This window comes from Streptomyces sp. NWU339 (assembly GCF_003143855.1).
Lineage (GTDB): Bacteria > Actinomycetota > Actinomycetes > Streptomycetales > Streptomycetaceae > Streptomyces.
Genome location: NZ_QFRK01000003.1, coordinates 188392 through 215337, shown reverse-complemented (window position 1 = coordinate 215337; position 26946 = coordinate 188392). Strand labels below are relative to the sequence as shown.

The following is a 26946-nucleotide window of genomic DNA, read 5'->3' as shown; positions in this document are numbered from 1 at the left end:
GTCCCGGTCGGCCCGCCGGCACCGGCTCGTCGGCGTCAGCTCGTCAGCGTCGGCAGCAGTCCCGTCCAGTAGACGGTGCCCGCGCAGGCGTTGGCCACCGTGACGGTCGCCGTGCCCCCCGTCGCCGCGGTGTACGTCACGGTCACACTTCCCTCGGCCGGGCCGTCCGCCCTGAGGAGCTGGGCCGCCGTTCCGATGTCGCCGCCCGTGGACGTGCCGCTGTTGGTCGTGCCGCTGTTGGTCGTGGGGTCTTCCTGCGAGGGGCTCGGGTCGGGTGCGGGCTCCTCGGTGCCGCCCCCCGTCTCGCCGCCGGTTCCACCGCCGGTTCCGCCGTCCGTGGGACAGGTCTCGGAAGGCACCCAGGCGAACTTCACGTCGTACGTCTCACCCGGCTTGAGCACCAGCGGCGCGGACTCCAGGGACGGGTCGGGCAGGCCGGCCGCCGCGTCCCCCGCCACATGCCGGGCCGAGTCCACCTTGGCGGGGTCGGCCGCACCCAGCGGAGTCACGCTCACGCCTCCGGGCCCGCCGACGGTACAGCTCGCCGTGGACACGTTGCCGACCCGGAAGGAGCCGTAGACCGCGCCGGTCGAGTCGGGGGCGACGCTGCTCGCGACGGCCGGTCCGAGCTGCGCGGCCGTGCAGGCGGTCACCCCGGCCGCCGCGCTCGACGAGGGGCCCGCCTTCTCGGGCTCGCCCGTGCGCGAGCCGGGCTCCGAGGTCTTCTCCTTGTCCTCCTTGCCCTTGCCGTCCTTGTCGGTCCCCTCGATCCGGTCCGAGGTACCGCCCGCGGTGGTCTCGCCGCCGCCGGTCTTCTTGTCCTTGCCGGTGCTGCCCTCCGTCTCCGAGGCGTGGCCGATGGCGAACGGGTTGGCGTCCGAACCGGTGACGTTCGCGACGTGCACGAGGGCCGGGACGGCCGTGCCGAGGAAGAGGGCCGCGGCCGCCGCGCCGACGAGGAGCTGCCGCTTGCGCGCCCGGCGGGCGGGGACCGCGCGCTGCAGGTATTCCAGCGAGCCCTCGCGCGGCTCCATCTCGCCCACCGAGCGGTGCAGCAGGCTCCGTACATCAAGCTCGTCCGGCTCGGCCGAGTCGGACGACTCGGACGACTCGGACGGCTCAGCGGGCTCGACCGACTCGGTCGACTGGTCCGACTCTGCCGACTGGTCCGACTCTGCAGGCTCGGTCGACCGGTCCGACTCTGCCGGTCGGTCCGACTCGGCCGACTCGGCCGGCTGGTCCGGCTGGTCCGGCTGGTCCGAGTCCGTCAGCCGGTCCGGGCCGGCCGGCTCATCGGAGTCGAACCGCTCCGCGCCCTGGTCGGGCCCCTGGTCGTCCAGGCCGTCGTTCACAGTTCCGTTCCCAGCGTGCGATTGGTTCGACTGCTGCCCGGTCGGGGACACCAACCCACGCAGTACGCGCAGGCCGTCACCGTCGGACGGACCCGGGCCATCGGCCCCGGACACACGTTCGTCGGGCTCACGTTCCTCAGTCTCGGCCGCGCTCTCCTCGGCCACGTGCTCTCCGGCCGCGCGCTTCTCGGGCCCATCCTCCTCCGGCCCGCGCTCCTCGCCGCGCGTGTCCCTGTCGCCGCTCATACCGGCGCCTCCATGGCCACTCGCAGCGCCGCGATCCCGCGCGAGCCGTACGCCTTCACCGAGCCCAGCGAGATGCCGAGCGTCGCCGCCACCTGCGCCTCGGTCATGTCCGCGAAGTACCGCAGCACCAGCACCTCGCGCTGACGGCGCTGCAGCCCTTTCATCGCCTTGATGAGGGAGTCGCGCTCCAGCTGGTCGTAGGCACCTTCCTCCGCGCTCGCCATGTCGGGCATGGGCTTGGAGAGCAGCTTCAGGCCGAGGATGCGGCGGCGCAGCGCGGAACGGGAGAGGTTGACGACCGTCTGACGCAGATACGCCAGGGTCTTCTCCGGGTCCCGGACGCGTTTACGGGCGGAGTGGACGCGGATGAACGCCTCCTGGACGACGTCCTCGCAGGAGGCGGTGTCGTCGAGGAGCAGCGCCGCGAGACCCAGCAGCGAGCGGTAGTGCGCGCGGTAGGTCTCGGTGAGATGGTCGACGGTCGTGCCGGCCGCCACGATGTCGTCGGCACCGCCGTCACGCTGACTCGGTATGCGGGCGGGCCGCGCTGCTGGCATCGGCGCGATCACCGGCATGCCACCGGACGCACCGGCCTTGCGGGGTCGGAGAATTTGGCGGGGCGGGCGTAGAGCCGTGCCACGCGGCGTTGCGAAGTCGAGTACCTCAGCCACGCCAGTTGGACACGCTTCCCCCCATGAGGGTTGTACGTGCCGCGCGTCACGTTTGCCGCGCCCGGCGCCGGCCGACCGCCGTCCGTGCCGGGCAGGACTCTCGACAGCACACCGAATACCCTCATGTGTCTGCTCTTCCCCTATGTCTCATATGAACGGACGTCCCCACGTCCGGTTCCAGACGTCCCCACGTCCGGAAAGACCACCGCGTCCCCACGCGCCCAACAACAGGGGTGACCGCGAAGACGCTTCCCGCCCCACGCTCGGTTGCGTGGGGCGGGAAATTAAATCTTCGACTGCCGACCGGGCAGGATCAAGAGATCTGAGCCATCCTGGCCGGATCGCATGGTTCACGAAGATCCTACAAACTCATCCCCGTGACCAAGGATTATTTACGCCTCGGCCACCACCAGTTCGGCTGTCTGTGCGCTGTTGAGCGCGGCGCCCTTGCGCAAGTTGTCACCGCAGACGAAGAGTTCGAGCGCCGTCGGGTCGTCAAGCGCCCGCCGTACCCGTCCCACCCACGTCGGATCGGTGCCGACGACGTCGGCGGGCGTGGGGAACTCGCCCGCGGCGGGGTTGTCGTACAGCACGACGCCGGGTGCCGTGGCGAGGATCTCGCGGGCCGCGTCGACGGTGACCTCGTCCTCGAAGCGGGCGTGCACGGTGAGCGAGTGCGTGGTGATCACCGGCACCCGTACGCAGGTCACGGCGACCGGGAGCCGCGCCAGGCCGAGGATCTTGCGGGACTCGTCGCGGACCTTCATCTCCTCCGAGGACCAGCCGTCCTCGCGCAGCGACCCGGCCCACGGCACGACGTTCAGCGCGACCGGCTCCGCGAAGGGACCCGTGTTGTCCCCCACTGCCCGCCGTACGTCACCGGGGCCGGTCCCCAGTTCCGTACCCGCGACCAGGGACAGCTGCTCCCGCAGGGTGCGCACGCCCTCGTGTCCGGCGCCGCTGACCGCCTGGTACGAGGAGACGACCAGCTCGCGCAGCCCGAACTCGGCGTGCAGCGCGCCCACCGCGACGATCATCGACAGGGTGGTGCAGTTCGGGTTGGCGACGATCCCGCGCGGGCGCATCCGCGCGGCGTGCGAGTTGACCTCGGGGACCACGAGCGGCACCTGAGGGTCCATCCGGAAGGCGCCGGAGTTGTCGACCACCACCGCACCCCGTGCGACGGCGACGGGCACCCACCGCTCGGCAACCTCGTCGGGGACGTCGAACAGCGCGACGTCGATCCCGTCGAAGGCCTCCTCGGTGAGCGCCACGACCTCGACCTGCTCACCGCGCACGGCCAGCTTGCGGCCGGCCGAGCGCGGGGAGGCGATCAGTCGGATCTCGCCCCAGATGTCCGCCCGCTGGGACAGGATCTGGAGCATGACCGTGCCGACGGCCCCGGTCGCTCCCACGACCGCGAGCGCCGGCCGTCCGGACCGCCCCATCAGCGGCCGGTGCCCCCGTAGACGACGGCCTCGTCGCTGTCGGAGTCCAGCCCGAAGGCGGTGTGCACGGCGCGGACGGCACCGTCCACGTCGTCCTTGCGGGTGACGACCGAGATACGGATCTCGGAGGTCGAGATCAGCTCGATGTTCACGCCCGCGTCGGACAGGGCGGTGAAGAAGTCGGCGGTGACCCCGGGGTTGGTCTTCATACCGGCACCGACCAGCGAGATCTTGCCGATCTGGTCGTCGTAGCGCAGGGACTCGAAGCCGATGGCGCCCTTGTTCTTCTCCAGGGCGTCGATGGCCTTGCGGCCCTCGGTCTTCGGCAGCGTGAACGAGATGTCCGTCAGGCCCGTGGAGGCCGCCGACACGTTCTGCACGACCATGTCGATGTTGATCTCGGCGTCGGCGATCGTACGGAAGATCGAGGCCGCCTCGCCCGGCTTGTCCGGCACACCGACGACCGTGACCTTGGCCTCGGAGGTGTCGTGCGCGACACCGGAGATGAGCGCCTGCTCCACCTTCTTGTCCCCTCGCTGAATCGGCTCTCTGCTGACCCACGTGCCCGGCAGTCCGCTGAAGGACGAGCGGACGTGGATCGGGATGTTGTACCGGCGGGCGTACTCCACACAGCGGTGGAGCAGCACCTTCGACCCGGAGGCCGCCAGTTCGAGCATGTCGCCGGTCGAGATCCAGTCGATCTTCCGGGCCTTCGGCACCACGCGCGGGTCGGCGGTGAACACGCCGTCGACGTCGGTGTAGATCTCGCACACCTCGGCCTCGAGGGCGGCCGCCAGGGCCACCGCGGTGGTGTCGGAGCCGCCGCGGCCGAGCGTGGTGATGTTCTTGCCCTGCTGGCTGACGCCCTGGAAACCGGCGACGATGGCGATGTTGCCCTCGTCCACCGAGGCACGGATCCGGCCGGGTGTGACGTCGATGATGCGGGCTTTGTTGTGGACCGAGTCGGTGATGACACCCGCCTGGCTGCCGGTGAAGCTCTGGGCGTTGTGGCCCAGGTTTTTGATCGCCATGGCCAGCAGGGCCATGGAGATCCGCTCTCCCGCGGTCAGCAGCATGTCGAGCTCGCGCCCGGCAGGCATCGGGGAAACCTGCTCGGCGAGATCGATCAACTCGTCCGTCGTGTCGCCCATCGCGGAAACCACGACGACCACCTGGTGGCCGTTCTGCTTGGCTTCCACGACCCTCTTGGCGACGCGCTTGATGCCTTCGGCATCGCCTACGGAGGAGCCTCCGTACTTCTGCACGACAAGGCCCACGTGCGCTCCTCGCTCAGTCCGTCGTTGTCCCACGTTTTGCGCACATGTGTGCACACCGTGGTCGGCTCATTCTATCGGGCACCCGAAAAACGCCTCGTCGATACCGCATCGTGAGATTCCCGGACGCCCCTGCAGGAGGGCTCATGCCCAGCCCGAAGCCGACCACTCGGAAAAGCGACCTGCGTCACACGCCGGAACATCGGACGTCTCGTTCTTCCGGCACGCAGCCGTCCGTGCCGCGCACCCGTCCCGAAAACCGTGAGCACTTCGGCCGGAGCTGTTCGCAGGTGCTCATGCGGGCGCCGAAGTGACACCGGACTGCCGACTGCTCACGTATTCGCCGAAGGGGCCCCGCCCGCCGTTTCGGGAAAACCGGTGCCGTCAGATGACCGGGCGCATGCCCAGGGGGGTGCCTATTTCCTCCGCCATGACCTTGCCCGCCTCGAATTCGAGGGTGTCGTCGCCCATGCCCTGGTCGGTGTCGAGGCCGTCGAGGGCGGCCAGGGGCTGGTTGAGGCGGACGTGGGCGACGACGGACTGGAGGGCGCGCAGGGTCGCCGACGCGGTGGGGCCCCAGTTGGAGAAGTAGGAGAACTGCCACCACCACAGCGCTTCCGTGGTGCGGCCGGCCCGGTAGTGGACCATGCCGTGGCGGAGGTCGGTGATGACGTCGGTGAGGTCGTCGGAGATCCGGGCCGGGACGGGCGCCGTGCGGGGCTCGTAGGGGTCGAAGACCTCGGAGTAGACGTCGACCGGCTCCAGCAGCCGGGCGAGGTTCTCGCGGAGTTCGTCCACGTCGGCCTCCGGGCCTCCGTCGGGCTCGTACCGCTCCTCGGGGACGATGTCCTCGTGGGCGCCCAGCCGACCGCCGGCCAGCATGAGCTGGGAGACCTCCAGCAGGAGGAAGGGGACCGTCGAGTCGGGCTCGTCGCCCTTGGCGACCTCCGTGACGGCGACCAGGAAGCTCTCGATCTGATCCGCGATCTGGACCGAGAAGTCGTCCGGGTTCCGGTTGGTCGCGTGCAGCGTGGCATCAGACATCTAGGAGTCGTCTCCCCTCGAAGGCGCGCCCGAGGGTGACCTCGTCCGCGTACTCCAGGTCGCCGCCCACCGGGAGGCCGCTGGCCAGACGGGTGACCTTGAGACCCATGGGCTTGATCATGCGGGCGAGGTACGTGGCCGTGGCCTCGCCCTCCAGATTCGGGTCCGTGGCCAGGATCAGCTCGGTGACCGTGCCGTCGGCCAGCCGGGCCAGCAGTTCCCGGATGCGCAGATCGTCGGGGCCCACCCCGTCGATCGGGCTGATCGCGCCACCCAGGACGTGGTAGCGGCCCCGGAACTCGCGGGTGCGCTCGATGGCCACGACGTCCTTGGGTTCCTCCACGACACAGATGACCGCGCGGTCGCGGCGGGTGTCACGGCAGATGTTGCAGAACTCCTCCTGCGCCACATTGCCGCAGGTCGCGCAGAAGCGGACCTTCGCCTTCACTTCCATCAGGGCGTGGGCGAGACGCCGTACGTCCGTCGGCTCCGCCTGGAGGATGTGGAAGGCGATCCGCTGGGCGCTCTTCGGACCGACGCCGGGCAGCCGCCCGAGTTCGTCGATGAGATCCTGCACCACGCCTTCGTACAACGGACTGCCGTCCTTCCTGGATTTTCTTCAGTACGTACCGTAGAGGCCCGCGCCCCGTCTTAGAAGGGCAGACCGGGAATGCCGCCGCCGCCCAGGCCCTGGGCCAGCGGGCCGAGCTTCTGCTGCTGGAGGGTCTGAGCGTTCTCGTTGGCCGCCTGGACGGCCGCGACGATCAGGTCCGCGAGGGTCTCGGTGTCCTCGGGGTCCACCGCCTTCGGGTCGATCTTCAGCGCCCGGAGCTCGCCACCGCCGGTGACGGTCGCCGTCACCAGGCCGCCGCCCGCCTTGCCGTCGACCTCCGTCTGCGCGAGTTCCTCCTGCGCCTTGGCCAGGTCCTGCTGCATCTTCTGGGCCTGCTGGAGCAACTGCTGCATGTTGGGCTGGCCACCACCGGGGATCACGATTCAGCTCCTTGGTCGGTCCGTCCGTACGGGATTTTCCCGTTCGGCACGAGCCTACGTGGTCCGGGCGGCCGTCGCCCCAGCACTCTTTCGAGTGAGTCTCGGTCGGGCCCTCCACCTGATCACGGCCCTCTTTCGGGCGGAAGAGGAGCCGAACCCCCGACGCCCCCACCCGTTGGGCGGTAGGAAGGGCCGGACACGTCCGCGCCGACCGTCGAGCAGACGTCGCGCAGACGTCGAGCAGGAGTCGGTAGGGGTCAGGTCAGTAGGGAGTACGGGGTGGGTCAGCCGGAGATGCAGCCCGAGGGCCGTCCGCAGGACGGCCCCGGCGAGGGGGCGACCGGGCTGCGGCCGGGCGATCTGGCCGGGCGGGTGTTTCCCCTCGGGGACTGGGGCGAGCCCGCGCTCCGGCTGGACGAGCTGTACCGGTGGGTGGAGCGGGGGGCGTTGGACACCGCCGCCTGGTATCTCGCGGACCGGGTGTGGAAGCGGCGCTGCGCACGGGCCCTGCGCGCCGGGACCGCGGCGGGGGCGGTCACCGGGGCGGCGCTGCTGCTGCTGGATCTGACCCGGGTGGCCGTCGGGGCCACCCCCTGGGGGTACCTGGCGCTGCTGCTGGCGGTCGTGTGTGCGGTCGCCGACCGGTTCTTCGGAGTGACGTCCGGCTGGATGCGGGACGTGGCGACCGCACAGGCGGTGCAGCGGCGGCTCCAGGCGTTCCAGTTCGACTGGGCGTCGGAGTGCGTCCGCGAGGTGCTGGGCCCGGCCGAGGGCACCGCGAGCGAGGCGACCGAGCGGTGCCTGTCGGTGCTGCGGCGGTTCTCGGAGGACGTGAGCGAGCTGGTGCGGGCCGAGACGGAGGACTGGATGTCGGACTTCCGCGGCGGGATCGTGCCGTTGGGCGTCCGGGGGGCCGCGGCGGGCGCGGGCCGCCCCGATGCGGCCGCGCCATACGGCCGCTTCCCCGCCCCTCCGGGCGCGGCCCGCCCGAACATGCCCCGGCAGCGCCCGCCGGAGCCGAGGTAAGCCGAGGCAGGGGGACGGCCGGGTGTCTCAGTCCCGGGTGTAGGTGAGCTGCTCGCCGTTGCTGGTGGTCACACGCTGGAGGGAACCGTCGGGGCGGAGGGTGATCTCGGTGGCGGACCCCGGGGTGCAGGCGCTGCGCGGCTGGCCGACCGTCACGCTGGACGGGCCGATCCGCAGCCGGTCGCCGGAGCCCGGGGTCTCGGAGAGGCCGGCCTCGAACACGCAGTGGTAGGTGCCGTCGCCGGTGGGCCCGTCGGCGACGAGGGACATGACCGTGTCCCCCACCTCGCCCTGCTGGATGGTCAGCGTGCGGGTGTGCAGGCCGCTCGCGTTGTCGATGGTCGTGGACCAGCTGCCCAGGTAGCCGGTCGGGATCACCCCGTCCGTCGGCGCGGGGGTGCCGGACCGGGCCGGGTCGCCCGTGTCTCCCGTACCGCCTGCACCGCCCGATCCGTCCGGCCCGGTCGAGGCCTTGCCGTCGGCGGTCGGGGCGGTGCCCTGGGACGTGCCGTCGGTCGCCGTGGCCGTGGGATCGCCGTCGGCGCTGTCGCCGCCGTCGCCGCTGCTCATGAGCGCGTACACCGTGCCGCCGGCGGCGATCGCGACGACCAGCGCGATGACGACGAGCAGCGCGGTGGAACGGTCGCCCCGCGGTGTCCGCGCCGGGCCGTGCGGGGGCGGGTTCGAGCCGAAGGGCGGCGGGCCGTAGGGCGGGGTGGAGCCGGCGGCCCCGTAGGCGTTGTACGGGTGGCCGTAGCCGGGGGGCTGGGCGTGCGGCTGGGGATGGCCGTATGCGGCGGGGACCTGCCCGGCCGCCGGGCTGCCCGGGGCGGGGCCCGGGGGCGGTGTGGTGCTCTGGCCGGCGACCAGGGTGGGCAGGTGGTCCACCGGCGCACCGGCACCGGGGGTGCCCGGCGCGGGCGGGGCGGGCGCGTGGGGCGGGGGCTCCGGTGGGGCGGAGCCGTCGGGGGCGGGGGCGTGTTCGGGGGTGGCGGCGGGCGCGGAGCCGTCCGGTCCGGGGAGTGCGGGCGGCGTGGGCGGTACGGGTTGCCCGGCGGCCCCTGCCGCACCCCCCGCCCCCGCCGCCGCTGCCGGGGGCGCCTCCGGGGCCTCCGCGTCCAGCAGCCGCACGGCGTGCCTACCGAGCTGGGCGACCAGGACACTCGGCAGCCAGGGATCGCGGGAACGGCCGTCGACGACGGTGTCCTCGGCGCCGGTGCGTTCCAGGATCCGGTCGAGCGTGGGCCGCTGGGCGGGGTCCTTCTTCAGGCAGTCCCTCACCAGGTCGGCGAGACCCTCGGGGACCCGGCCGAGGTCGGGTTCCTCCTGGGCGATGCGGAACATCAGGGCGTGCACCCCGCTGTTGGCGGTGCCGAAGGGAAGCTCGCCGGTGGCCGCGTAGGCGAGCACCGAGCCGAGGCAGAAGACGTCGCAGGCGGAGGTGACGCGGTCGCCGCGCACCTGCTCCGGCGCCATGAACCCGGGCGAGCCGACGAGCGCGCCGGTGCGGGTGAGTCCGCCGTCGGTCACGGTCTCCATCGCCCGCGCGATCCCGAAGTCGATGACGCGCGGCCCGTCGATGGTGACGAGCACGTTGGACGGTTTGAGGTCGCGGTGCACGATGCCGGCGGCGTGGATGTCCTTCAGCGCGTGCGCGAGACCGGCGGCGAGGATGCGTACCGAGCGCTCGGGCAGCGCGCCGTGGTCCTGCCCGACCACCTGCTGGAGGCTGGGCCCCGCGACGTACCCGGTGGCGACCCACGGCACCGGGGCCTCGGTGTCCGCGTCCAGCACCGGCGCGGTCCAGGCACCGCCGACCTGCCGTGCGGCCTGCACCTCCTGGCGGAAACGGGCCCGGAACTCCTCCTGCCGGGCCAGCTCCTCCCGGACCAGTTTGACGGCGACGGTGCGTCCCCGGTCGGAACGGGCCAGGTAGACGCACCCCATCCCGCCGGCCCCGAGCCGCGCGAGCAGCCGGTACGCGCCGATCCTCCCCGGGTGCCGGCCGCCCGGCGCCCCCGGCGCGTCGCCCCCCGGCCCGTGCATCTCCATCGTTGCGCCGCCTTCCCCCCACAGTGAGCAACAGCCCGAGGATAGACCGGGCTTGGTCCGGGGTGACCAGGGCTTCGTCCACTGTTCCGTAACAGATGGGCCGAGTCCGTCGAGCACGGTGAACAGGCGTTCAGCAAGTGGACCACCTGTCCGAACTCCGCCTCACCGAACGCCTTCACCGGTCGTCGGCGACGGGCTTCCCCGTCGCGACGGCGGTCGACATCCTGTCGCGGAAAGCGGCGGACCGCAGACAGGCCGCCGATGTCGGGCGGCCGGTGCCACGGCCTACCCTCACCCCCATGACTCCTCAGCCGAACCCCGAGGTCGGGGCCGCCGTGAAGGCCGCCGACCGTGCGCACGTCTTCCACTCCTGGTCCGCGCAGGAGCTCATCGACCCGCTCGCCGTCGCCGGGGCGGAGGGGTCGTACTTCTGGGACTACGACGGCCGGCGCTACCTCGACTTCACCAGCGGCCTCGTCTACACCAACATCGGCTACCAGCACCCGAAGGTCGTCGCCGCGATCCAGGAGCAGGCCGGGCGGATGACGACGTTCGCGCCCGCGTTCGCCGTCGAGGCGCGGTCGGAGGCGGCGCGGCTGATCGCCGAGCGGACGCCGGGGGACCTCGACAAGATCTTCTTCACCAACGGGGGCGCGGACGCCGTCGAGCACGCCGTGCGCATGGCGCGGCTGCACACCGGGCGGCCCAAGGTGCTCTCCGCGTACCGCTCGTACCACGGCGGCACCCAGCAGGCCGTGAACCTCACCGGTGACCCGCGCCGCTGGGCCTCCGACAGCGGCACGGCCGGGGTCGTGCACTTCTGGGCGCCCTTCCTGTACCGCTCCCGCTTCTACGCCGAGACCGAGGAGCAGGAGTGCGCGCGGGCGCTCGAGCACCTGGAGGCGACGATCACCTTCGAGGGGCCGTCGACGATCGCGGCGATCATCCTGGAGACCGTTCCGGGTACGGCGGGGATCATGCCGCCGCCGCCCGGCTACCTCGCCGGGGTCCGCGAGCTGTGCGACACGTACGGCATCGTCTTCGTCCTGGACGAGGTCATGGCCGGGTTCGGCCGGACCGGCACGTGGTTCGCGGCGGACCTGTACGACGTCGTGCCGGACCTGATGACCTTCGCGAAGGGCGTGAACTCCGGGTATGTGCCGCTCGGCGGCGTCGCGATCTCCGGGGCGATCGCCGACACGTTCGGGAAGCGGCCGTACCCGGGTGGGCTGACGTACTCCGGGCATCCGCTGGCCTGTGCCGCGGCCGTCGCGACGATCGGCGTCATGGCCGAGGAGGGCGTCGTCGAGAACGCCTCGCGGCTCGGCACGTCGGTGGTCGGACCCGCGCTGCACGAGCTCGCGGAGCGGCACCCCAGTGTGGGCGAGGTCCGCGGGGTCGGCATGTTCTGGGCGCTGGAACTGGTGCGGAACCGGGAGACCCGGGAGCCGCTGGTGCCGTACCACGCGACCGGCGAGGCGAACGCCCCCATGGCCGCCTTCGCGGCGGCCGCGAAGGCGGGCGGGCTGTGGCCCTTCGTGAACATGAACCGCACCCATGTGGTGCCGCCGTGCAACACGACCGAGGCCGAGCTGAAGGAGGGCCTGGCGGCACTGGACTCGGCCCTGTCGGTGGCGGACGAGTACGTGGAGTGACCCGGCGCCCCGTGCCCGTTGGGGGCCCGCCGGGGGTTGCCGACCCCGGCGGGCACTCGAACAGGCCGGGCAGGGTGAACGCGTAAGGTGGCGGCACCGTGGACAGATGTGTGCACGTCATTCGAACGCGATGAGGGAGACGCCCGACCATGCCCGGCACCAGCGGCAACGGCGCGGTGACCCGCAGCACGCTGCGGCAGCAGATCGCCGACGCGCTCCGTGACGAGGTGCTGGCCGGGCGGCTCCAGCCGGGGCAGGAGTTCACCGTCAAGGAGATCGCCGACCAGTACGGGGTCTCCGCGACCCCGGTGCGGGAGGCGCTGGTCGACCTGTCGGCGCAGGGACTGCTCGACGCCGACCAGCACCGGGGGTTCCGGGTGCACGAGTACTCCGTCGACGACTTCCGCGGCATGATCGAGGCCCGCGGCCTGGTGGTCGACGGGATGTTCCACGCCCTGACCGACCCCGAGGGACGCCTGGCCTCCCTGCGGCCCGAGGAACCCCGGGTCGCCGCCGCGCTCGCCGGGGTCCGTCGGCGCGGCGAGGAGGCGCAGCGGTCGGCCCTCGCCGGGGACCTCACCGTTCTGATCGGCTACGACCTGCGCTTCTGGCGCGAACTCGGGGCCCTGTTCGGCAACCCCTACCTCACCGCCTTCCTGCACCGGCTCCGGGTGCAGACCTGGGTGTGCGCGGTGCAGCATCTGCGTCGGCTGCCCGATCTACGGGGACGGCTGTGGTCCGAGCACACCGATCTGGTCGATTCCCTGTCGCGCCGTGACACCGATTCCGCTCGCGCGATCATCGAGTCGTACAACGCCCACTCCCTGACCCTCATCGAGCGGCTCCCCCCGGACCGACCGGACCGACCCGACTGACCCGACCGACCGGAGCCCCGGGCACGGAGTCCGGGGCGCGGCGCCCGCGTCGTCCGTGTTCGTATGGGTAGGGGACCTGCACGAGGGGAGCCGCTCTCGCCTCGCGCCGATACCCTTCTCTGACCTACGTATCTTCGACCCACGTGCTGTGCGAGGAGCCCTCTTGGCCTGTGACCTGTGGCTGGTACCGCTCGTCGACGTGTTGTGCCACACGCCCGACAATCCGTTCGCCGAGGAGATCGCGCAGTACGACAAGGTGCTCGCCGAGGCCGGGCTGCCGCCGGTGCCGGTGTACCAGTACATGCCGGGACTGTCCGGCGAGGTCGCCCCGGTCGCGGGCTTCGACTACGACGCGCTGCACTTCCTGCGGCGCACGTACCTGCTCCAGGTGTGCGGGCTGCCGGTCACGCCGGTGGGCGAACTGGGCGGTGACTACGAGCAGTTGCTGGAGATGTTCGAGGCGACGGCCCAGCAGTCGCACCTGGTCTGGCACTACGACCACGCCGGGGCGTACGTCCCCGTGGACTTCCCGACCCCGCTCTCCAGCGACGAACTCCTCGCCGGTGGCGGCCCGCTGGGCTCCTCCCACGCACTGCTGCGGGAACTGGAACTCGTCGCCCCGGCCCTCGGCATCGACCCCGCGAACCCCCCGGCCGCGCCGGAGCCCCCGCAGGGACCGACCGAGCTGGAGGAACCCGCCGTCCCGCCCCCGTACGACCCCAGCCCCTTCGCCCGCGAACGCCACGTCTGGCTCGGTCTGCACGCGGCGGCGACCCGGAGCCTGGCCCAGGGCTCGATGATCGTCTTCAGCTGACCCCCGGGCGGGTACGGACTCGCCCCGAAAGCCCCGAACGCCCCGGAGACGAGAACGTCCCGGTGACCCTGGACGGGTCACCGGGACGTCGGGGTGCGGCAGGGCCGGCCCTACAGGAACGAGTTGATCTCGATCGTCTCGTCGCGGCCCGGGCCCACGCCGATCGCGGAGATCGGGGCGCCGGACATCTCCTCCAGGGCCTTGACGTAGGCCTGGGCGTTCTTCGGCAGGTCGGAGAAGGACTTCGCCCCGGTGATGTCCTCGGACCAGCCGGGGAGCATCTCGTAGACCGGCTTCGCGTGGTGGAAGTCCGTCTGGGAGTACGGGAGCTCCTCGACGCGCTTGCCGTCGATCTCGTAGGCCACGCAGACCGGGATCTGCTCCCAGCCGGTGAGGACGTCGAGCTTGGTGAGGAAGAAGTCGGTCAGGCCGTTCACGCGGGTCGCGTAGCGGGCGATGACCGCGTCGAACCAACCGCAGCGGCGGTCGCGGCCGGTGGTGACGCCCCGCTCGCCGCCGATGGTGCGCAGCGCCTCGCCGTCCTCGTCGAACAGCTCGGTCGGGAAGGGGCCGGCGCCGACGCGGGTCGTGTACGCCTTGAGGATGCCGATGACCCGGCTGATCTTCGTCGGGCCCACGCCGGCGCCCGTGCAGGCACCGCCCGCGGTCGGGTTGGACGAGGTGACGAAGGGGTACGTGCCGTGGTCGATGTCGAGCAGGGTGCCCTGGCCGCCCTCGAAGAGGACCACCTTGTCCTGCTCCAGGGCCTGGTTGAGGACCAGGACGGTGTCGGTGACGTACGGCGCCAGCTTGTCGGCGTAGCCCAGCAGTTCCCCGACCACCTGGTCCACGGCGATCGCGCGCCGGTTGTAGAGCTTGGTGAGCATCTGGTTCTTGACGTCGAGGGCCGCCTCTACCTTCTGGGTGAGGATCGACTCGTCGTACAGGTCCTGGACCCGGATGCCGACGCGGTTGATCTTGTCGGCGTAGGTCGGGCCGATGCCGCGACCGGTCGTCCCGATCTTGCGCTTGCCGAGGAAGCGTTCCGTCACCTTGTCGACGGTCACGTTGTACGGCGTGATGATGTGCGCGTTACCGCTGATCAGGAGCTTGGACGTGTCGACGCCCCGATCGTTCAGCCCACTCAGCTCGGAGAGCAGGACGGAGGGGTCGACGACGACGCCGTTGCCGATGACCGGCGTGCATCCGGGGGACAGGATTCCGGAAGGGAGCAGGTGGAGGGCGTACTTCTGGTCACCCACGACTACCGTGTGGCCGGCGTTGTTGCCGCCTTGGTAGCGCACCACGTAGTCGACGGAACCTCCGAGCAGGTCCGTCGCCTTTCCCTTGCCTTCGTCACCCCACTGAGCACCGAGCAGCACAAGTGCGGGCACGCGCGTACACCCCTTCCGGGCGGGGCATGTCCAGGGTCAGGGGCGTACGCGGTGGATCTCCGCCGCGTGCACCGCGACCACCGTTGGCCGCCAACCGTCGGACCGGGTGCCCCGGAATAGACGAAGCCCCTGCGCAAAAGTGCAAAGGGGCTCTTGCACAAAGATGCTACCCGAGGAAGCGAGGCATGGCCGAGGTGGCGACTTCCCCGACGTCCGATCAGCTCCTGGTGGTCATCGATCCGGTCGCCCGCCGCAGGGACGGCGAGTCCGTGCGCATCGCGAAAGACGTGCTCAGCGGGGGTGCGAGCACGAAGGTCTGCCTGCCGGACGGGCCGGAGGAGTTCGCCCGCGCGCTGGCCCGGCTGGGTTCCCGGCGGCCGGTGGTGATCGGCGACGACCGGGCTCTGACGCGGGCGGTGGGGGTGCTGCACCGGCAGCGCGAGCTGACCGGCTGCGCGCTGTCCCTGGTTCCGGTCGGCGGCGCGCTGTCCCTCGCCCGGTCGCTGGGGGTGCCCACGGGGACGGTGGCGGCGGCGCGGGCCGTGCTGGACGGCGCCGAACGGCGGATGGACCTGCTGGTGGACGACAGCGACGGGGTGGTGCTCGGCGCGGTGCGGATCCCGCCGGTCGGGGGTGTGACGCCGGTACGGGAGACGGTCGGCGGGGTGGGGCGTCCCTGGCTGCAGACGTGCCGGTCCCTGGTACGGACCCTGGTGCCGGCCCGGCCGTCCGAGATCGCTCCCGTCACCGAGGCGCATCCCTCCCGGCTGCGGGTGGAGGTCGACGGAGAGACCCTGGTCGACCTGCACCAGCCGGTGGAGGCCGTGTCGGTCGTCCCGGGCACCTCCGGGGCGGCCAGGGTCGAAGTGCGTCCGGCGTCGGTGGGCGCGGAGGCGTCCCCGCTGCTGGCGGAGGGGCGGGCGGTGACGGTGTCGGGCGCCCACTTCCGGTACCGCGCGGACGCGGTGGTGTCGGGGCCGGTGCTGACCCGGACGTGGGTGGTGCTGGAGGGGGCCCTGGGGCTGACTCTGCCGAAGAGCTGACCGACCGGCTCAGGGGGCGCTGAAGCCGGTCGTGTCCAGCAGGCAGTCGAACGGCTCGGGAATCGGGAGCTTCTCACCGAACGGCCTGGTGCAGTGCGACTCGTAGCCCTTGGCGGAGGGCGTCCACAGGACGGTGGCCTGCTCCTCCTGCATGTCGAGGATCAGGTAGACGGGGATACCGGCTCGTCCATAGACCTCGACCTTGTCCGTCAGGTCGTCGTCCCGGGTGGAGGAGGAGGTCAGTTCGGCAACGAAGGAGAGGGCTTCCCCGTCCAAGTGGTTGTCGGCTGTCTCCATGGCCTTCGCATGCGCCGCGTGGATATCCGGCCCGTACGCCCGCTCAACGTTCGGGAAAACGTACAGATTCGGCGCCCGCTCGATCTGGTGCCCCTCAGGAAGGTGCGGTTCCAGCTGCTGGCATACCAGGCGCATTACACGGGTGTAGTACCCCCTCGACCACGGCGACACGACGATGTTCCCCCTGATGATCTCGGCTTTGTAGCCGTCGGGCACGTCCAGCTCGTCGAGGGTGTCCAGCAACTCCTCGAAGTCGTAGGGCTCGGTGCCGCTTATCGTCGGTCGCTCTGCCATGGCTGCCATGATGCGCCCTCCCCTTGATGCGGACCAGTAGCAACCCAGAGCAGCCGACCAATCACACACGCGTGACCGGCTTCTGCGACCGCCCCTCACCCCCGCCCGAAGCGCTCCTCGCGGTGGGTCCGCCAGCGCGCCATCATCCCCTCGATCTCCTTCTCCACGAACTCGAAGAAAGCCAGGGTCTCCGCCAGCCGGCGGCCCGCCGGGGTGTCGGACCCCAGGCTGGTGACGCCCTCGCGCAGGGCGTCCTCCCAGCGCCGGATGACGGTCTCGCGGTTGGTGAGGGCCTCGTACCACTGGTCGCCGCGCACCCGGTACCGCTCCCGGCGCGAGCCTGGCTCGCGCTCGCGGGAGACCATGTGCTGCTGCGCCAGATAGCGCACCGCGCCGGAGACCGCGGCGGGCGAGATCCGCAGCCGCTCCCCCAGTTCGGCGGAGGTCATGACACCGGTGTCGGAGGAGAGCAGCGCGGCGAAGACCCGGGCGGGCATGCGCGGCAGTCCGGCCTCCACCAACTGCGCCGCGAAGTGCTCGACGAACCGCGAGACGGCCTCCGGATCCCGGTTCGTCACGCTCGGTTCCGCCATGACCCGATCATCTCCCCTGCTCAAACACCGTTCGCCAGTCTAGCCGCCGTTCATACGATTCCTTAACTTCACAAAATTCTGAAAGAAATGTACGTTCGCCATCATGACGAAGGCAATCAGCGTCTCCGGACTCCACAAGTCGTTCGGTCGCACGCGCGCACTCGACGGTCTCGACCTGGACGTCGAGTCCGGCGAGGTGCACGGCTTCCTGGGCCCGAACGGCTCCGGCAAGTCGACCACCCTCCGCGTCCTGCTCGGTCTGCTGCGTGCCGACTCGGGCGCCGCCCGGGTGCTCGGCCGCGATCCGTGGGCGGACGCCGTGGAGCTGCACCGCCGCCTCGCCTATGTCCCCGGCGACGTCGAACTGTGGCCGGGCCTCACCGGCGGCGAGGCCATCGACCTGCTGGCGCGGCTGCGCGGCGGCCTGGACAGGAAGCGGCGCACCGAGCTCATCGAGCGCTTCGACCTGGACCCGACCAAGAAGGGCCGCGCCTACTCCAAGGGCAACCGGCAGAAGGTCGCCATCGTCGCCGCGCTCGCCTCCGACGCCGAGCTGCTGCTGCTCGACGAGCCGACCGCGGGACTGGACCCGCTCATGGAGGTCGTCTTCCAGGACGTCATCGGCGAGGCCAAGGCGGCGGGCAAGACCGTCCTGCTCTCCAGCCACATCCTGGCCCAGGTGGAGAAGCTCGCCGACCGGGTGAGCATCATCCGGCTGGGCCGCACCGTCCAGTCCGGCACCCTCGGCGAGCTGCGCCACCTGACCCGCACCACCATCGAGGCGGAGACCGAGCGACCCGCCACCGGTCTCGCCGAGCTGCCCGGCGTGCACGACCTGCGGACCCTCGACGAGGCCACCGGCCGGGTCCGTTTCGCCGTCGACGGCGGTCAGGTCGACGGAGCGGTCCGCAGGCTCACCGAGTTCGGCATCCGCAGCCTCGTCAGCCACCCGCCGACCCTGGAGGAGCTGATGCTCCGCCACTACGGCGGCGAGCTCGCCGCCAACGGGCACGACACCGGGCAGGCCGGACGGTACGAGCAAGACGAACGGGTCGGGCGGGCCGGACAGGCCGGACAGGGCACGAACGGAGATTCGCGATGACCACCGCGACCGCCGCCCCCGAGGCGCCGGCCCCCGCCGGACCGGTCGCGGGCGGCAACGCGCTGGCCGGGACCCGGACGCTGATCCGCTTCGCCCTGCGCCGGGACCGGATCCGGCTCCCGGTGTGGATCCTGGCCCTGTTCCTCGGCACGCTCTCCACGGCGAACAGCTTCAAGACGCTGTACAGCTCCCCGGAGGACCGGGCGAACGCCGTCCGGAGCATGGACAGCCCGGCCGGCCTCGCCATGTCCGGCCCCCGCCACTACCTCGACGACTACGGCTTCGGCTCCATGCTGAGCCACCAGATGCTCGGTTTCATGGCCGTCCTCGTCGGCCTCATGAGCGTGCTGATCATCACCCGGCACACCCGCGCCGAGGAGGAGACCGGCCGCGCCGAGCTGGTGCGCTCGACGGTGGTGGGCCGCCACGCCCACCTCGCCGCCGCCCTCTCCGTCGCGGTCCTGGCCAACCTCGCCCTGGCGCTGCTGCTGGCCTTCGGCCTGGCCGGCATGGGGCTGGAGGACGGCGGCACGGCGGGCTCACTGCTCTACGGCTTCGCCCACGCCGCCGTCGGTCTCGTCTTCGCCGCCGTCGCCGCGGTCACCGTCCAGTTCACCGCGCACACGCGCGGCGCGTCCGGCATGGCGCTCGCGGTCATCGGCGTCGCCTACGTGCTGCGCGCCGCCGGCGACAGCGGCGAGAACGGCGCCCTGTCCTGGCTGTCCCCGATCGGCTGGGTACAGCGCAGCTACCCGTACGTCGACGACCGCTGGTGGCCGCTGCTGCTCTGTCTGGCGTTCGCGGTGGTGTGCGCGGCGGCGGGTTTCGTGCTCTCCACCCGGCGGGACGTGGGCGCGGGTCTGCGTCCGGAGAAGCTGGGCAGCCCCACGGCCTCCGACGCGCTCGCCACACCGGTCGGCCTCGCCCTGCGACTGCACCGCGGCATGCTGATCGGCTTCGGCGCGGGCCTGTTCCTGATGGGCGCGATGTACGGATCGATCCTCGGGAACGCCGAGGAGATGCTGAAGGGCATCGACGAGATCCAGGAGGCCCTGGACCGCATCGGCGGGGCGGGCGTCGCCGAGTCCTTCGCCTCCATGGTCATGGTCGTCCTCACGGTCGTGGCGGCGGTGTACGTCGTCATGGCGGCCCTGCGGCCCCGCTCCGAGGAGACGGCGGGCCGTGCCGAGCCCCTCCTCGCCACCGGCCTCTCGCGCACCCGCTGGGTCGGCGGCCACCTGGCCGTGGCCATGGGCGGCGGTACGTTCGTGCTGCTGCTGGCCGGGCTCGGCTTCGGCCTCGCGGGCGCGGCCTCGACCGGTGACGGTTCACTGCTCCCGAAGCTGGTGGGGGCGGCCCTCGCGTACGCGCCCGCCCTGTGGGTCACGGTCGGCGTGGCCGTGGTGCTCTTCGGCTGGTTCCCGCAGGCGAGCCAGGCGGCCTGGATCGTGCCGGTGTACGCCTTCGTGGTCGGCTACCTCGGCCAGATCCTCCAGTTCCCGGGCTGGATGAACAACCTCTCCCCGTTCGGCCATGTCCCCCGGCTCCCCGCCGCGGACATGGACTGGCTCCCCCTGATCCTGCTCTCCCTCGTCGCCGCCGGCCTGGTGTGGCTGGGCCTGGCGGGCTTCCGAAGGCGGGACCTGGAGACGAAGTAACCGCGCCGCGGCCCCGCCCGGCGGGACGCGCCCCCGGCGGGCGGGGCAGGGCCGGCGCGGCATGGGCCGGTGCAGGGGTGTCCCTCCGGAGGGGACAAGGGTTCTGAAGGTGGCGTCGCGGGTCGGGGCCGGCGGTGCTGCCCGGCGGGCGTGGGATCGAGTGACGGCGCATCGGGCCTTGCCGGGGCGGTCGGCTGTTCGTGCGGACGGTGTTCCGCAACCGCCCGCGGGGTGCGGCCTCGACGTGGCGATGCCGCAACACTCGCCCACGCCCCGGGGAGGACACACCGTTCCGAAACCGTGAGCACTTCGGCCACTGTTGTCCTGATCCCGCTCGTTTGAGCGCTTGGGTGACACATGCCCACCGACTGCTCATGGTTTTCGGCACAGCACCCGTCGCCGGGCCCGCAGCCCCGGGACCGCGGAGGTCCCCTTTGCGGAGCGGGCCCGGTGCCCCGTCCGCCCAGGGGCGACGCGGTTCGGGGCGGTGGACTCAGACCTCGACCGCCAGCCCCTCCAGACCCCGGATCACGAAGTTCGGCTTGCGCTTCGGCTCCTCCGCCAGGGCGAGGGTCGGGGCCTGCTCCAGCAAGGCCGTCATGGACGCCGCGAGTTCGATGCGGGCCAGGGGTGCGCCGATGCAGTAGTGGATGCCGGCGCTGAAGGAGATGTGCGGGTTGTCCGCGCGGGTGAGGTCCAGGCGGGCGGGGTCGGTGAACACGGCCGGGTCGTGGTTGGCGGAGCCGAAGAGCAGGGCGATCTCCGCACCCCGGGGGATCACCGTGCCGTCGATCTCGATGTCCTCCAGGACCCAGCGCTCGAAGAGCTGGAGCGGGGTGTCGTAGCGCATCAGCTCCTCCACAGCCGTGGGGACCAGGGAGTGGTCCGCGCGGAGGGCGGCCAGCTGGTCCGGGTTCCGGAACAGTGCCCACCAGCCGTTGACCGTGGAGTTCACCGTCGCCTCGTGGCCCGCGTTCAGCAGCAGCACGCAGGTGGAGATCATCTCCTGCTCGGTGAGCCGGTCGTCGTCCTCGTCGTGGGCCGCGATCAGCCCCGAGATCAGGTCGTCGCCGGGCTTCGCGCGACGCTCGGCGATCAACTCCCGCAGATAGTCCGAGAACTCGACCGACGCCCTGACGGCCTTCGCCGCCGACTCCTCCGACGGGTTCAGCTCGTACATCCCGCAGATGTCCGCCGACCAGGGGCGCAGCGGGGCCCGGTCGGACTCCGGGATGCCCAGCATCTCGGCGATCACCGCGACCGGCAGCGGCTCGGCGACGTCCGTCAGCAGGTCACCGCCGCCGGCGTCGACCAGCGCGGCCACCAGGTCCGCCGCCAGCCCCTCGACGTACGGCTTCAGTCGCTCCACCGTGCGCGGGGTGAACGCCTTCGACACCAGGCGCCGGATCCGGGTGTGGTCCGGCGGCTCCAGGTCGAGCATGCCGTGGTCGTTGAGGGTGTGGAACGGCTCCTGCTCCGGTGGCGGGGCCGTCCGGCCGAACTCCTCGTGGGTGAAGCGGTGCTGGTACGTCCGCCCCAGTCGCCGGTCGCGCAGCAGCGCCGAGACGTCCGCGTGGTGCGGCACCAGCCACTGGTTCGTCGGCTCGAACCAGTGCACCCTCCCCCGTTCCCGCAGCTCGGCATAGCCGGCATACGGATCGGCGACGAACGCCGGGTCCCAGGGTGCGAACACGAGGTCGGTTTCAGCCATCATGCCCGGACCATAGAACGCCGACCGTCCCTGTGCCCAGAGCCCTCATGGAAAGCGGCTTCCCCTGGCTGCGGTACGGGGACTGCCCCGGTCGGCGGCCGGATCAGCCGCCGGCCAGGGTCATGAGGAACCGGGTTTCCGCGTCGTCCCGCCCCTCGCACACCCTGGGGACCGCGACGAGGGCGGACAGGGCCCCGCACCAACCCAGCACGCGCTCAGGGGACATGCCGGGAACCAGCGCCGCCAGCCTCTCGACCCTCCGCTCCAGCACGGCCGGATCCGCAACCCCGTCGAGCGCCCAGTCCACGGCGTCGAAGTCCGGGTCGCCCCACGCCGGCCTCGGGTCGATCGCCACCATGCGGGCACCCGGACCGGACAGCACGTTGGCCGGATGGAGATCACCGTGCACGAGTGCCACGGGGCCGCCGGCGGCAAGTTCCAGGGCGCTCGCGCGGGCCCGCCCCAGCACCGCGGAGGCATCCGGGCCGTTCACGCGGGCCACCGCCGGCCTGCGGTCGACCAGGTCGAACAGGAAGCCGATCCGGTGCGAGAGAGGACGCAACACCGAGCGCTCCCCCGGCCCGGGAGGCGCGACCCGCAGGTCTCGCAGCAGGGCCGCGACCTCGGGCAGATTCCAAGCCGACTGCCGCACGGGTGCTCCCGGCTCCACGTCCTCCAGCAACAGGGCCCCGGCGGCCACGTCTTCTGCCAGCAGCGTGACGACCGACGGCGTCCCTGCCCAGGCCCGCAGCGCTTCGGCCTCCTCGCGGGCGAGCGCGGACTCCGGCGTGAGCTTCAGCCACACCGAGGTACCGGCGTCACGTCTCACGCAGCGGAACACCCGCGAGGTGCCTCCGCCACCCGCCGCGACCGGCTCCAGATTCCAACGCGCAGCGAGTTCGCCGACGAGGTCGGGCAACTCGTCACACCAACCGAGCACCTCGGATCCGAACCGGACGACGAGCCGCTCCCGGACCTCCGGAGCGACGTAGGCCACCTCTCTCAACGCGCCTCCCGCGGATGATTCCGGGCCGCTGTGCTCGGGTGGCCCAGGAGTTAGGGTCGTGGCTCAGCATTGTCACCAGGGGGATCCGAGGATGCGCGGGACGGTCACGGCAGTCAGCAGCAACGGCGAGTACTCGTTCACCAAGCCGAACCGGGACAGCATCACGCTGCTCGCCGGGCTCGGGGTCGAGGGGGACGTGCACGCCGGCGTAACGGTCAAGCACCGCTCACGGGTCGCGCAGGACCCCACCCAGCCGAACCTGCGCCAGGTCCACCTCATCCATGAGGAGCTCTTCGCCGAGGTCGGGGCGGAGGGGTTCAAGGTGGTGCCCGGTGACCTCGGCGAGAACATCACCACCCGGGGCATCGATCTGCTCGGTCTGCCGGTCGGCACGCTGCTGCGCATCGGTGACGACGCGGTGCTGGAGGTGACCGGCCTGCGCAATCCCTGCCTGCAGATCGACACCTTCCAGGACGGGCTGCTGAAGCAGGTGGTCGGCCGCGACGAAGCCGGGAACCTCGTGCGCAAGACGGGAATCATGAGCATCGTGAAGGAGGGCGGCGTGGTGCGCCCGGGCGACGCGATCGAAGCGGAGCTTCCCAGCGGACCGCACCGGCCTCTGGAGCGGGTCTGACGTACGGGCCGCCACACCCACACCGCGGTCGGCCTGCCCCCGCCCACCCGCCTATCCGCGCGACCTCTTGACCGATTCGATGAAGGCGCTGAAGGAGCGGGCGGGGAAGGAGAGAGTGGCTCGGGCAGGGGCCTTGGAGTCGCGGATGGCTATGTGAGTGGAGAGGGCAGCGATCTCGACACAGGTGTTGCCTTCGCCGCCGCCGGAGTAGGTGGACTTCCGCCAGTTCATCAAAGCTCCTTCGTCAAGCGGTGAACGAAGTCCCGTGACTCCGAGGGGTTCAGCGACGACTTCTTCACCGTGCAGAAAAGCGTTCGGAGCCGATCCAAGTGGGCTGCCGCATCGATGAACAGGGTGCCCGTGGGTGAGTCGAGGAGCCCCGTGTCCAACTTGGGTACCGGCCCACCCAGGTACATCATCGATGCGTCAGCACCAGCGAAGCCGTCCCGGTCGACCGGGATGATCCGCACGGTGGCGTGGCCCTCTTCGATCTCGTCCAGGATGAGCCGAAGCTGAGACACGGCCGTCTGGCGGTCGGCCACACGAATACGCAGGGCGAACTCGTGAATCACCGTCTCGTACGGGGTCGGCCTGTCACCCTCGATCGCCTTGCGTCGTCTCATCCTGTGCTCCACGCGCGGCGCCAGTTCACTCTCGGGCAGATCAGGGCGCATGTACCTGAAGACCGCCCGAGCGTAGTCCGGGGTCTGGAGAAGCCCGGGAACGTGCGTGATCACAACCTCCCGCAGGAAGGTCGCGTGATGTTCCGCCTCGGCCACATCCATGTTCACCTGCGGCAGGACTCCTCGGTAGTCGTCCCACCAGCCGTGTGACCGCTCACTGGCCAAGGACGCCAGAGCGTCGATGAACGCCTCGTCCCCGCAGCCGTAATGAGCTGCCAGCCGGCGAACGCGCTCCGCGCTGACGCCTGAGATGCCCAACTCCACCTGACTCATCTGCGCCGAAGTCGAGTTCAGGAACGTCGCCACCTCGCGCGCCTTCATGCCCGTCGCCTCGCGCAGCTTGCGCAACTCAGTCCCCAGCCGCACCTGCCGAGCGGTGGGATTACTTCTCGGCGCCATACGTTCTCCGTCCCCAACGCCTCTGCGTACGTGCCACGTTCGAGTGCCAAATTATGGCAACAGCTTGCGAGAGGAGAAATTACTCCTCTACCGTCAGTGACGCGACGCACACGCTGCGAAACACCGGGGCACCGGAAGCGCACCGCTTCGTCCTGTCATGACGGCTGCGGCAATGACACCGCCCGGTGGCTGCGACGCCCCTCACCTCACCGAACGGAGTCGACGCATGCCCGAAGACGAGCCCTGGGAGTACTCCCTGTACATCCCGAACGACCTGCGCGCCGTCACCATCAGTCGCCGCACCCTCCGGCTCATCCTCACGATGCACGGCCTGATCCGCCTGGTCGACGTCGCCGAACTGCTGGCGACGGAGCTGATCACCAACGCCGTGCGGCACACCAAGGGGCCCGCCGCGCTGCGGGTGCGGTGGTCGGCCGGCGTGCTGCGGATCGGCGCGTGGGACGCGGACCCCGAACCGCCGCTCGCCCCTGCCGGGTTGAACGGAAACGTCACCGACGAGGACGGCCGGGGGCTTGCCCTGGTCAGGGCCTGCTCCGACCTGTGGTGCTGGCATCCGCTCTCCAGGTTCGGCAACCGGGGCAAGTACGTGTGGTGCGAGCTCTCCGGTCAGCCCGGTCAGCCCGGTCAGCCCGGTCAGCCCGGTGTCACCAGCCGGGCCTCGTAGGCGAAGACGGCTGCCTGGGTGCGGTCGCGGAGGCCCAACTTCACCAGGATGCGGCTCACATGGGTCTTGATCGTCGACTCGGCGACCACCAGGCGTCCGGCGATCTCCGAGTTCGACAAGCCCTGCGCGATGAGGACCAGGACCTCCGTCTCCCGTTCGGTCAGGTCGCCGTAGGCCGCGTGCGCGGACGGCATCAGTCGCGGGGCCTCGGACAGTTTGGAGAACTCCGTGATCAGGCGTTTGGTCACCGTGGGGGCGAGCAGCGCCTCTCCGGACGCGACGATCCGCACCCCGTCGGCGAGTTGGCGGGCCGAGGCGTCCTTGAGGAGGAAGCCGGAGGCGCCCGCGCGCAGCGCCTGGTAGACGTACTCGTCGAGGTCGAAGGTGGTCAGCACCAGCACCTTCGCGGTGCTGTCGGCGGCGACGATCTCGCGGGTCGCTTCGATGCCGTTCAGCTCGGGCATGCGGATGTCCATCAGGACGACGTCGGGGGCGAGTTCGCGGACCCGGTCCACCGCCTCCCGGCCGTTGACGGCCTCGCCGACGACCTCGATGCCCGGCATCGCGTTCAGCAGCACCGAGAAGCCCTCGCGCACCATCATCTGGTCGTCCGCGATCAGGACGCGAATGGTCATGCCTCTCCCTCGTTCACCGAGGCGACCGGCAGGAACACCGCGACCTCGTAGCCGCCGTCGTCGGTCGGGCCGGCCGTCATCTCGCCGTTCAGCATGGTGACCCGCTCGCGCATGCCGGTGACGCCGTGCCCGGCGCCGGGCGAGGGTTTGACCAGGTTCGGTGCGGGGACCGGGCCGTTGACCACGCGCAGGCCGAGGCCGCCGAGGACGTACCCGATCTCGACCCGGGCGCTCGCTCCCGGCGCGTGCCGCAGGCTGTTGCTCAGCGCCTCCTGCACGATCCGGTACGCCGACAGCTCCACGCCCTGCGGCAGCTCGCGCACCGCCCCGGTCACCACCTTCTCCACGTCCAGACCCGTGTCCCGCACATTGGCGAGCAGGGCGTCCAGGTCGGCGAGGGTGGGCTGCGGGGCGTCGGGGGCCTCGTAGTCCTCGGCTCGGACCACGCCGAGGACCCGGCGCAGCTCGGTGAGCGCGGCCACCGCGTTCTCGCGGATGGTGGCGAAGGCGCGCTCCAGCTCGGGCGGCGGGTTCTCCACCCGGTAGGGGGCGGCCTCGGCCTGGATGGCGACCACCGACATGTGGTGGGCCACCACGTCGTGCAGCTCGCGGGCGATGGTGGTGCGCTCCTCGAGGAGCGTGCGCCGGGAGCGTTCGTGCGCGGTGACCGTCTGCTGGGCGGTCACCTCCTGTTGGGCGGTGTGGCGGACGTGCCAGAGGGAGACCACGAGCAGGGCGATGGCGGAGGTCACCGTCATGGGCGCGCCGTTCGTGTAGTAGTACGGGCCGCCGAACACAGCGTTCGAGAAGAAGGCGTACAGGGCGGTCAGGACCCACATCCAGGCGGCAGTGCGGGGCCGGGTGCGGAGCGCCACGACGACCAGCACCACCAGGTGGCTGATGAACGCGCCGGGCACCCACGGCCATTCGCCCCAGCCTCCGTTCAGTACCGCGGTCACGGGGGTCGCCGCCATCGACAGCCAGAACGCGCCGACCGGCCGGATCAGGGTGGCCAGCACGGGGAGCGCGCAGATCAGGCCGATCAGCAGGGACAGCGGACCGTTGTCGGTGTCGCCGCCCGCCGCACCGACCCACAGGACGAACAGGGCGGCCAGGGCCACCACCGTGTGCGGAAGCTGCTCCGCGGCGGACCGCAGCCGGCCGGGCAGTCGGCGGGCGATCGGCCCGGACGCGTCCGTGCGCGGCAGCGGACGGTAGGCGAAAGCATCGTGGAACAGGTCCTGGCGCAGCCCGCCCAGGGCTTTCTGGGCCAGCCGGTACTCCGGGCTGCGCGATGTCCCGGCCCCGCCCGCGGTCGGCGGCTTCAGGTGAGTCGTCGTCTCGGTCACGCTCACACGGTAG

At 71.3% G+C, this 26946-nt stretch carries 26 protein-coding genes; 9 read left to right on the top strand and 17 right to left on the bottom strand.

Features of this window, described 5'->3' with window-relative positions; translation table 11 throughout:
- Positions 1 to 35: 35 nt before the first annotated feature.
- From DIZ27_RS05820 to DIZ27_RS05790, 7 genes are all read right to left on the bottom strand, one after another.
- Positions 36 to 1598, bottom strand: coding sequence for a hypothetical protein (locus DIZ27_RS05820; RefSeq protein WP_258308255.1), 1563 nt, complete (start codon positions 1596 to 1598; stop codon positions 36 to 38).
- A complete protein-coding gene (locus tag DIZ27_RS05815) occupies positions 1595 to 2269 on the bottom strand; it encodes a SigE family RNA polymerase sigma factor (protein WP_109377199.1) in 675 nt (224 codons plus the stop codon). Before DIZ27_RS05815 ends, DIZ27_RS05820 begins: the two co-directional genes overlap by 4 nt.
- 392 nt (positions 2270 to 2661) lie before the next feature.
- Entirely contained in the window at positions 2662 to 3717 is a 1056-nt protein-coding gene (locus DIZ27_RS05810) for an aspartate-semialdehyde dehydrogenase (RefSeq protein WP_109377198.1), read from the bottom strand.
- Positions 3717 to 4994: an aspartate kinase gene (locus DIZ27_RS05805; protein WP_109377197.1), complete on the bottom strand. Its 1278-nt coding sequence runs from the start codon at positions 4992 to 4994 to the stop codon at positions 3717 to 3719. Before DIZ27_RS05805 ends, DIZ27_RS05810 begins: the two co-directional genes overlap by 1 nt.
- 381 nt (positions 4995 to 5375) lie before the next feature.
- Positions 5376 to 6035, bottom strand: a complete 660-nt coding sequence (locus tag DIZ27_RS05800; RefSeq protein ID WP_109377196.1) for a DUF5063 domain-containing protein — start codon at positions 6033 to 6035, stop codon at positions 5376 to 5378.
- Positions 6028 to 6627 carry a recombination mediator RecR gene (gene recR, locus DIZ27_RS05795; protein WP_109377195.1) on the bottom strand — a complete coding sequence of 200 codons (600 nt, stop codon included), beginning with the start codon at positions 6625 to 6627 and terminating at the stop codon, positions 6028 to 6030. The genes DIZ27_RS05800 and recR overlap by 8 nt, the downstream gene beginning before the upstream one ends.
- A gap of 59 nt (positions 6628 to 6686) precedes the next feature.
- Positions 6687 to 7028: a YbaB/EbfC family nucleoid-associated protein gene (locus DIZ27_RS05790; RefSeq protein ID WP_109377194.1), complete on the bottom strand. Its 342-nt coding sequence runs from the start codon at positions 7026 to 7028 to the stop codon at positions 6687 to 6689.
- A 279-nt stretch (positions 7029 to 7307) separates the two neighbouring features.
- Here DIZ27_RS05790 and DIZ27_RS05785 point away from each other — a divergent pair, with 279 nt between their 5' ends.
- Positions 7308 to 8054 carry an SLATT domain-containing protein gene (locus DIZ27_RS05785; protein ID WP_109377193.1) on the top strand — a complete coding sequence of 249 codons (747 nt, stop codon included), beginning with the start codon at positions 7308 to 7310 and terminating at the stop codon, positions 8052 to 8054.
- A 27-nt stretch (positions 8055 to 8081) separates the two neighbouring features.
- Here DIZ27_RS05785 and DIZ27_RS05780 read toward each other — a convergent pair whose 3' ends face one another.
- A complete protein-coding gene (locus tag DIZ27_RS05780) occupies positions 8082 to 10106 on the bottom strand; it encodes a serine/threonine-protein kinase (RefSeq protein WP_109377192.1) in 2025 nt (674 codons plus the stop codon).
- 299 nt (positions 10107 to 10405) lie between these two features.
- On the opposite strand from DIZ27_RS05780, the gene DIZ27_RS05775 reads away from it, so the two are divergent.
- The 3 genes from DIZ27_RS05775 (at position 10406) to DIZ27_RS05765 (ending at position 13450) form a co-directional block, all read left to right on the top strand.
- Entirely contained in the window at positions 10406 to 11761 is a 1356-nt protein-coding gene (locus DIZ27_RS05775) for an aspartate aminotransferase family protein (RefSeq protein ID WP_109377338.1), read from the top strand.
- A gap of 149 nt (positions 11762 to 11910) precedes the next feature.
- Positions 11911 to 12636: a GntR family transcriptional regulator gene (locus DIZ27_RS05770; protein ID WP_109377191.1), complete on the top strand. Its 726-nt coding sequence runs from the start codon at positions 11911 to 11913 to the stop codon at positions 12634 to 12636.
- Positions 12637 to 12799: 163 nt separating this feature from the next.
- Positions 12800 to 13450: a hypothetical protein gene (locus tag DIZ27_RS05765; RefSeq protein WP_109377190.1), complete on the top strand. Its 651-nt coding sequence runs from the start codon at positions 12800 to 12802 to the stop codon at positions 13448 to 13450.
- Between the two features lie 110 nt (positions 13451 to 13560).
- Here DIZ27_RS05765 and DIZ27_RS05760 read toward each other — a convergent pair whose 3' ends face one another.
- Positions 13561 to 14844 (bottom strand): adenylosuccinate synthase, encoded by a 1284-nt coding sequence (locus tag DIZ27_RS05760; RefSeq protein WP_109377189.1) that lies wholly within the window; start codon positions 14842 to 14844, stop codon positions 13561 to 13563.
- Between the two features lie 185 nt (positions 14845 to 15029).
- Here DIZ27_RS05760 and DIZ27_RS05755 point away from each other — a divergent pair, with 185 nt between their 5' ends.
- Positions 15030 to 15887, top strand: coding sequence for a diacylglycerol kinase family protein (locus DIZ27_RS05755; protein WP_109377188.1), 858 nt, complete (start codon positions 15030 to 15032; stop codon positions 15885 to 15887).
- A gap of 9 nt (positions 15888 to 15896) precedes the next feature.
- Here the strand turns inward: DIZ27_RS05755 and DIZ27_RS05750 are convergent, their stop codons facing one another.
- Positions 15897 to 16487, bottom strand: a complete 591-nt coding sequence (locus DIZ27_RS05750) for a Uma2 family endonuclease (protein ID WP_181383399.1) — start codon at positions 16485 to 16487, stop codon at positions 15897 to 15899.
- An 86-nt stretch (positions 16488 to 16573) separates the two neighbouring features.
- Positions 16574 to 17071 carry a GbsR/MarR family transcriptional regulator gene (locus tag DIZ27_RS05745; protein WP_109377187.1) on the bottom strand — a complete coding sequence of 166 codons (498 nt, stop codon included), beginning with the start codon at positions 17069 to 17071 and terminating at the stop codon, positions 16574 to 16576.
- 103 nt (positions 17072 to 17174) lie between these two features.
- Here DIZ27_RS05745 and DIZ27_RS05740 point away from each other — a divergent pair, with 103 nt between their 5' ends.
- Together DIZ27_RS05740 and DIZ27_RS05735 are read left to right on the top strand one after the other, a co-directional pair.
- Positions 17175 to 18173 (top strand): ABC transporter ATP-binding protein, encoded by a 999-nt coding sequence (locus DIZ27_RS05740; protein ID WP_258308254.1) that lies wholly within the window; start codon positions 17175 to 17177, stop codon positions 18171 to 18173.
- Positions 18170 to 19831 carry an ABC transporter permease gene (locus DIZ27_RS05735; RefSeq protein WP_109377186.1) on the top strand — a complete coding sequence of 554 codons (1662 nt, stop codon included), beginning with the start codon at positions 18170 to 18172 and terminating at the stop codon, positions 19829 to 19831. Before DIZ27_RS05740 ends, DIZ27_RS05735 begins: the two co-directional genes overlap by 4 nt.
- A 493-nt stretch (positions 19832 to 20324) precedes the next feature.
- Here the strand turns inward: DIZ27_RS05735 and DIZ27_RS05730 are convergent, their stop codons facing one another.
- Positions 20325 to 21545: a cytochrome P450 gene (locus DIZ27_RS05730; RefSeq protein ID WP_109377185.1), complete on the bottom strand. Its 1221-nt coding sequence runs from the start codon at positions 21543 to 21545 to the stop codon at positions 20325 to 20327.
- Positions 21546 to 21645: 100 nt separating this feature from the next.
- A complete protein-coding gene (locus DIZ27_RS05725; RefSeq protein ID WP_258308269.1) occupies positions 21646 to 22539 on the bottom strand; it encodes an aminoglycoside phosphotransferase family protein in 894 nt (297 codons plus the stop codon).
- A gap of 100 nt (positions 22540 to 22639) precedes the next feature.
- On the opposite strand from DIZ27_RS05725, the gene DIZ27_RS05720 reads away from it, so the two are divergent.
- Entirely contained in the window at positions 22640 to 23182 is a 543-nt protein-coding gene (locus DIZ27_RS05720; protein ID WP_109377183.1) for an MOSC domain-containing protein, read from the top strand.
- A 51-nt stretch (positions 23183 to 23233) separates the two neighbouring features.
- Here DIZ27_RS05720 and DIZ27_RS05715 read toward each other — a convergent pair whose 3' ends face one another.
- Together DIZ27_RS05715 and DIZ27_RS05710 are read right to left on the bottom strand one after the other, a co-directional pair.
- A complete protein-coding gene (locus tag DIZ27_RS05715) occupies positions 23234 to 23413 on the bottom strand; it encodes a DUF397 domain-containing protein (protein WP_109377182.1) in 180 nt (59 codons plus the stop codon).
- A complete protein-coding gene (locus DIZ27_RS05710; protein ID WP_109377181.1) occupies positions 23413 to 24264 on the bottom strand; it encodes a helix-turn-helix transcriptional regulator in 852 nt (283 codons plus the stop codon). The genes DIZ27_RS05715 and DIZ27_RS05710 overlap by 1 nt, the downstream gene beginning before the upstream one ends.
- A gap of 226 nt (positions 24265 to 24490) precedes the next feature.
- Between DIZ27_RS05710 and DIZ27_RS05705 the strand changes: the two genes are divergently transcribed.
- Positions 24491 to 24949, top strand: a complete 459-nt coding sequence (locus tag DIZ27_RS05705) for an ATP-binding protein (protein WP_109377180.1) — start codon at positions 24491 to 24493, stop codon at positions 24947 to 24949.
- Here DIZ27_RS05705 and DIZ27_RS05700 read toward each other — a convergent pair.
- On the bottom strand, positions 24919 to 25584 hold the full coding sequence (locus tag DIZ27_RS05700) for a response regulator transcription factor (RefSeq protein ID WP_109377179.1): 666 nt from the start codon (positions 25582 to 25584) through the stop codon (positions 24919 to 24921). The two genes, DIZ27_RS05705 and DIZ27_RS05700, sit on opposite strands and share 31 nt — an antisense overlap.
- A complete protein-coding gene (locus DIZ27_RS05695) occupies positions 25581 to 26939 on the bottom strand; it encodes a sensor histidine kinase (protein ID WP_375231930.1) in 1359 nt (452 codons plus the stop codon). The genes DIZ27_RS05700 and DIZ27_RS05695 overlap by 4 nt, the downstream gene beginning before the upstream one ends.
- Between the last annotated feature and the right edge of the window lie 7 nt (positions 26940 to 26946).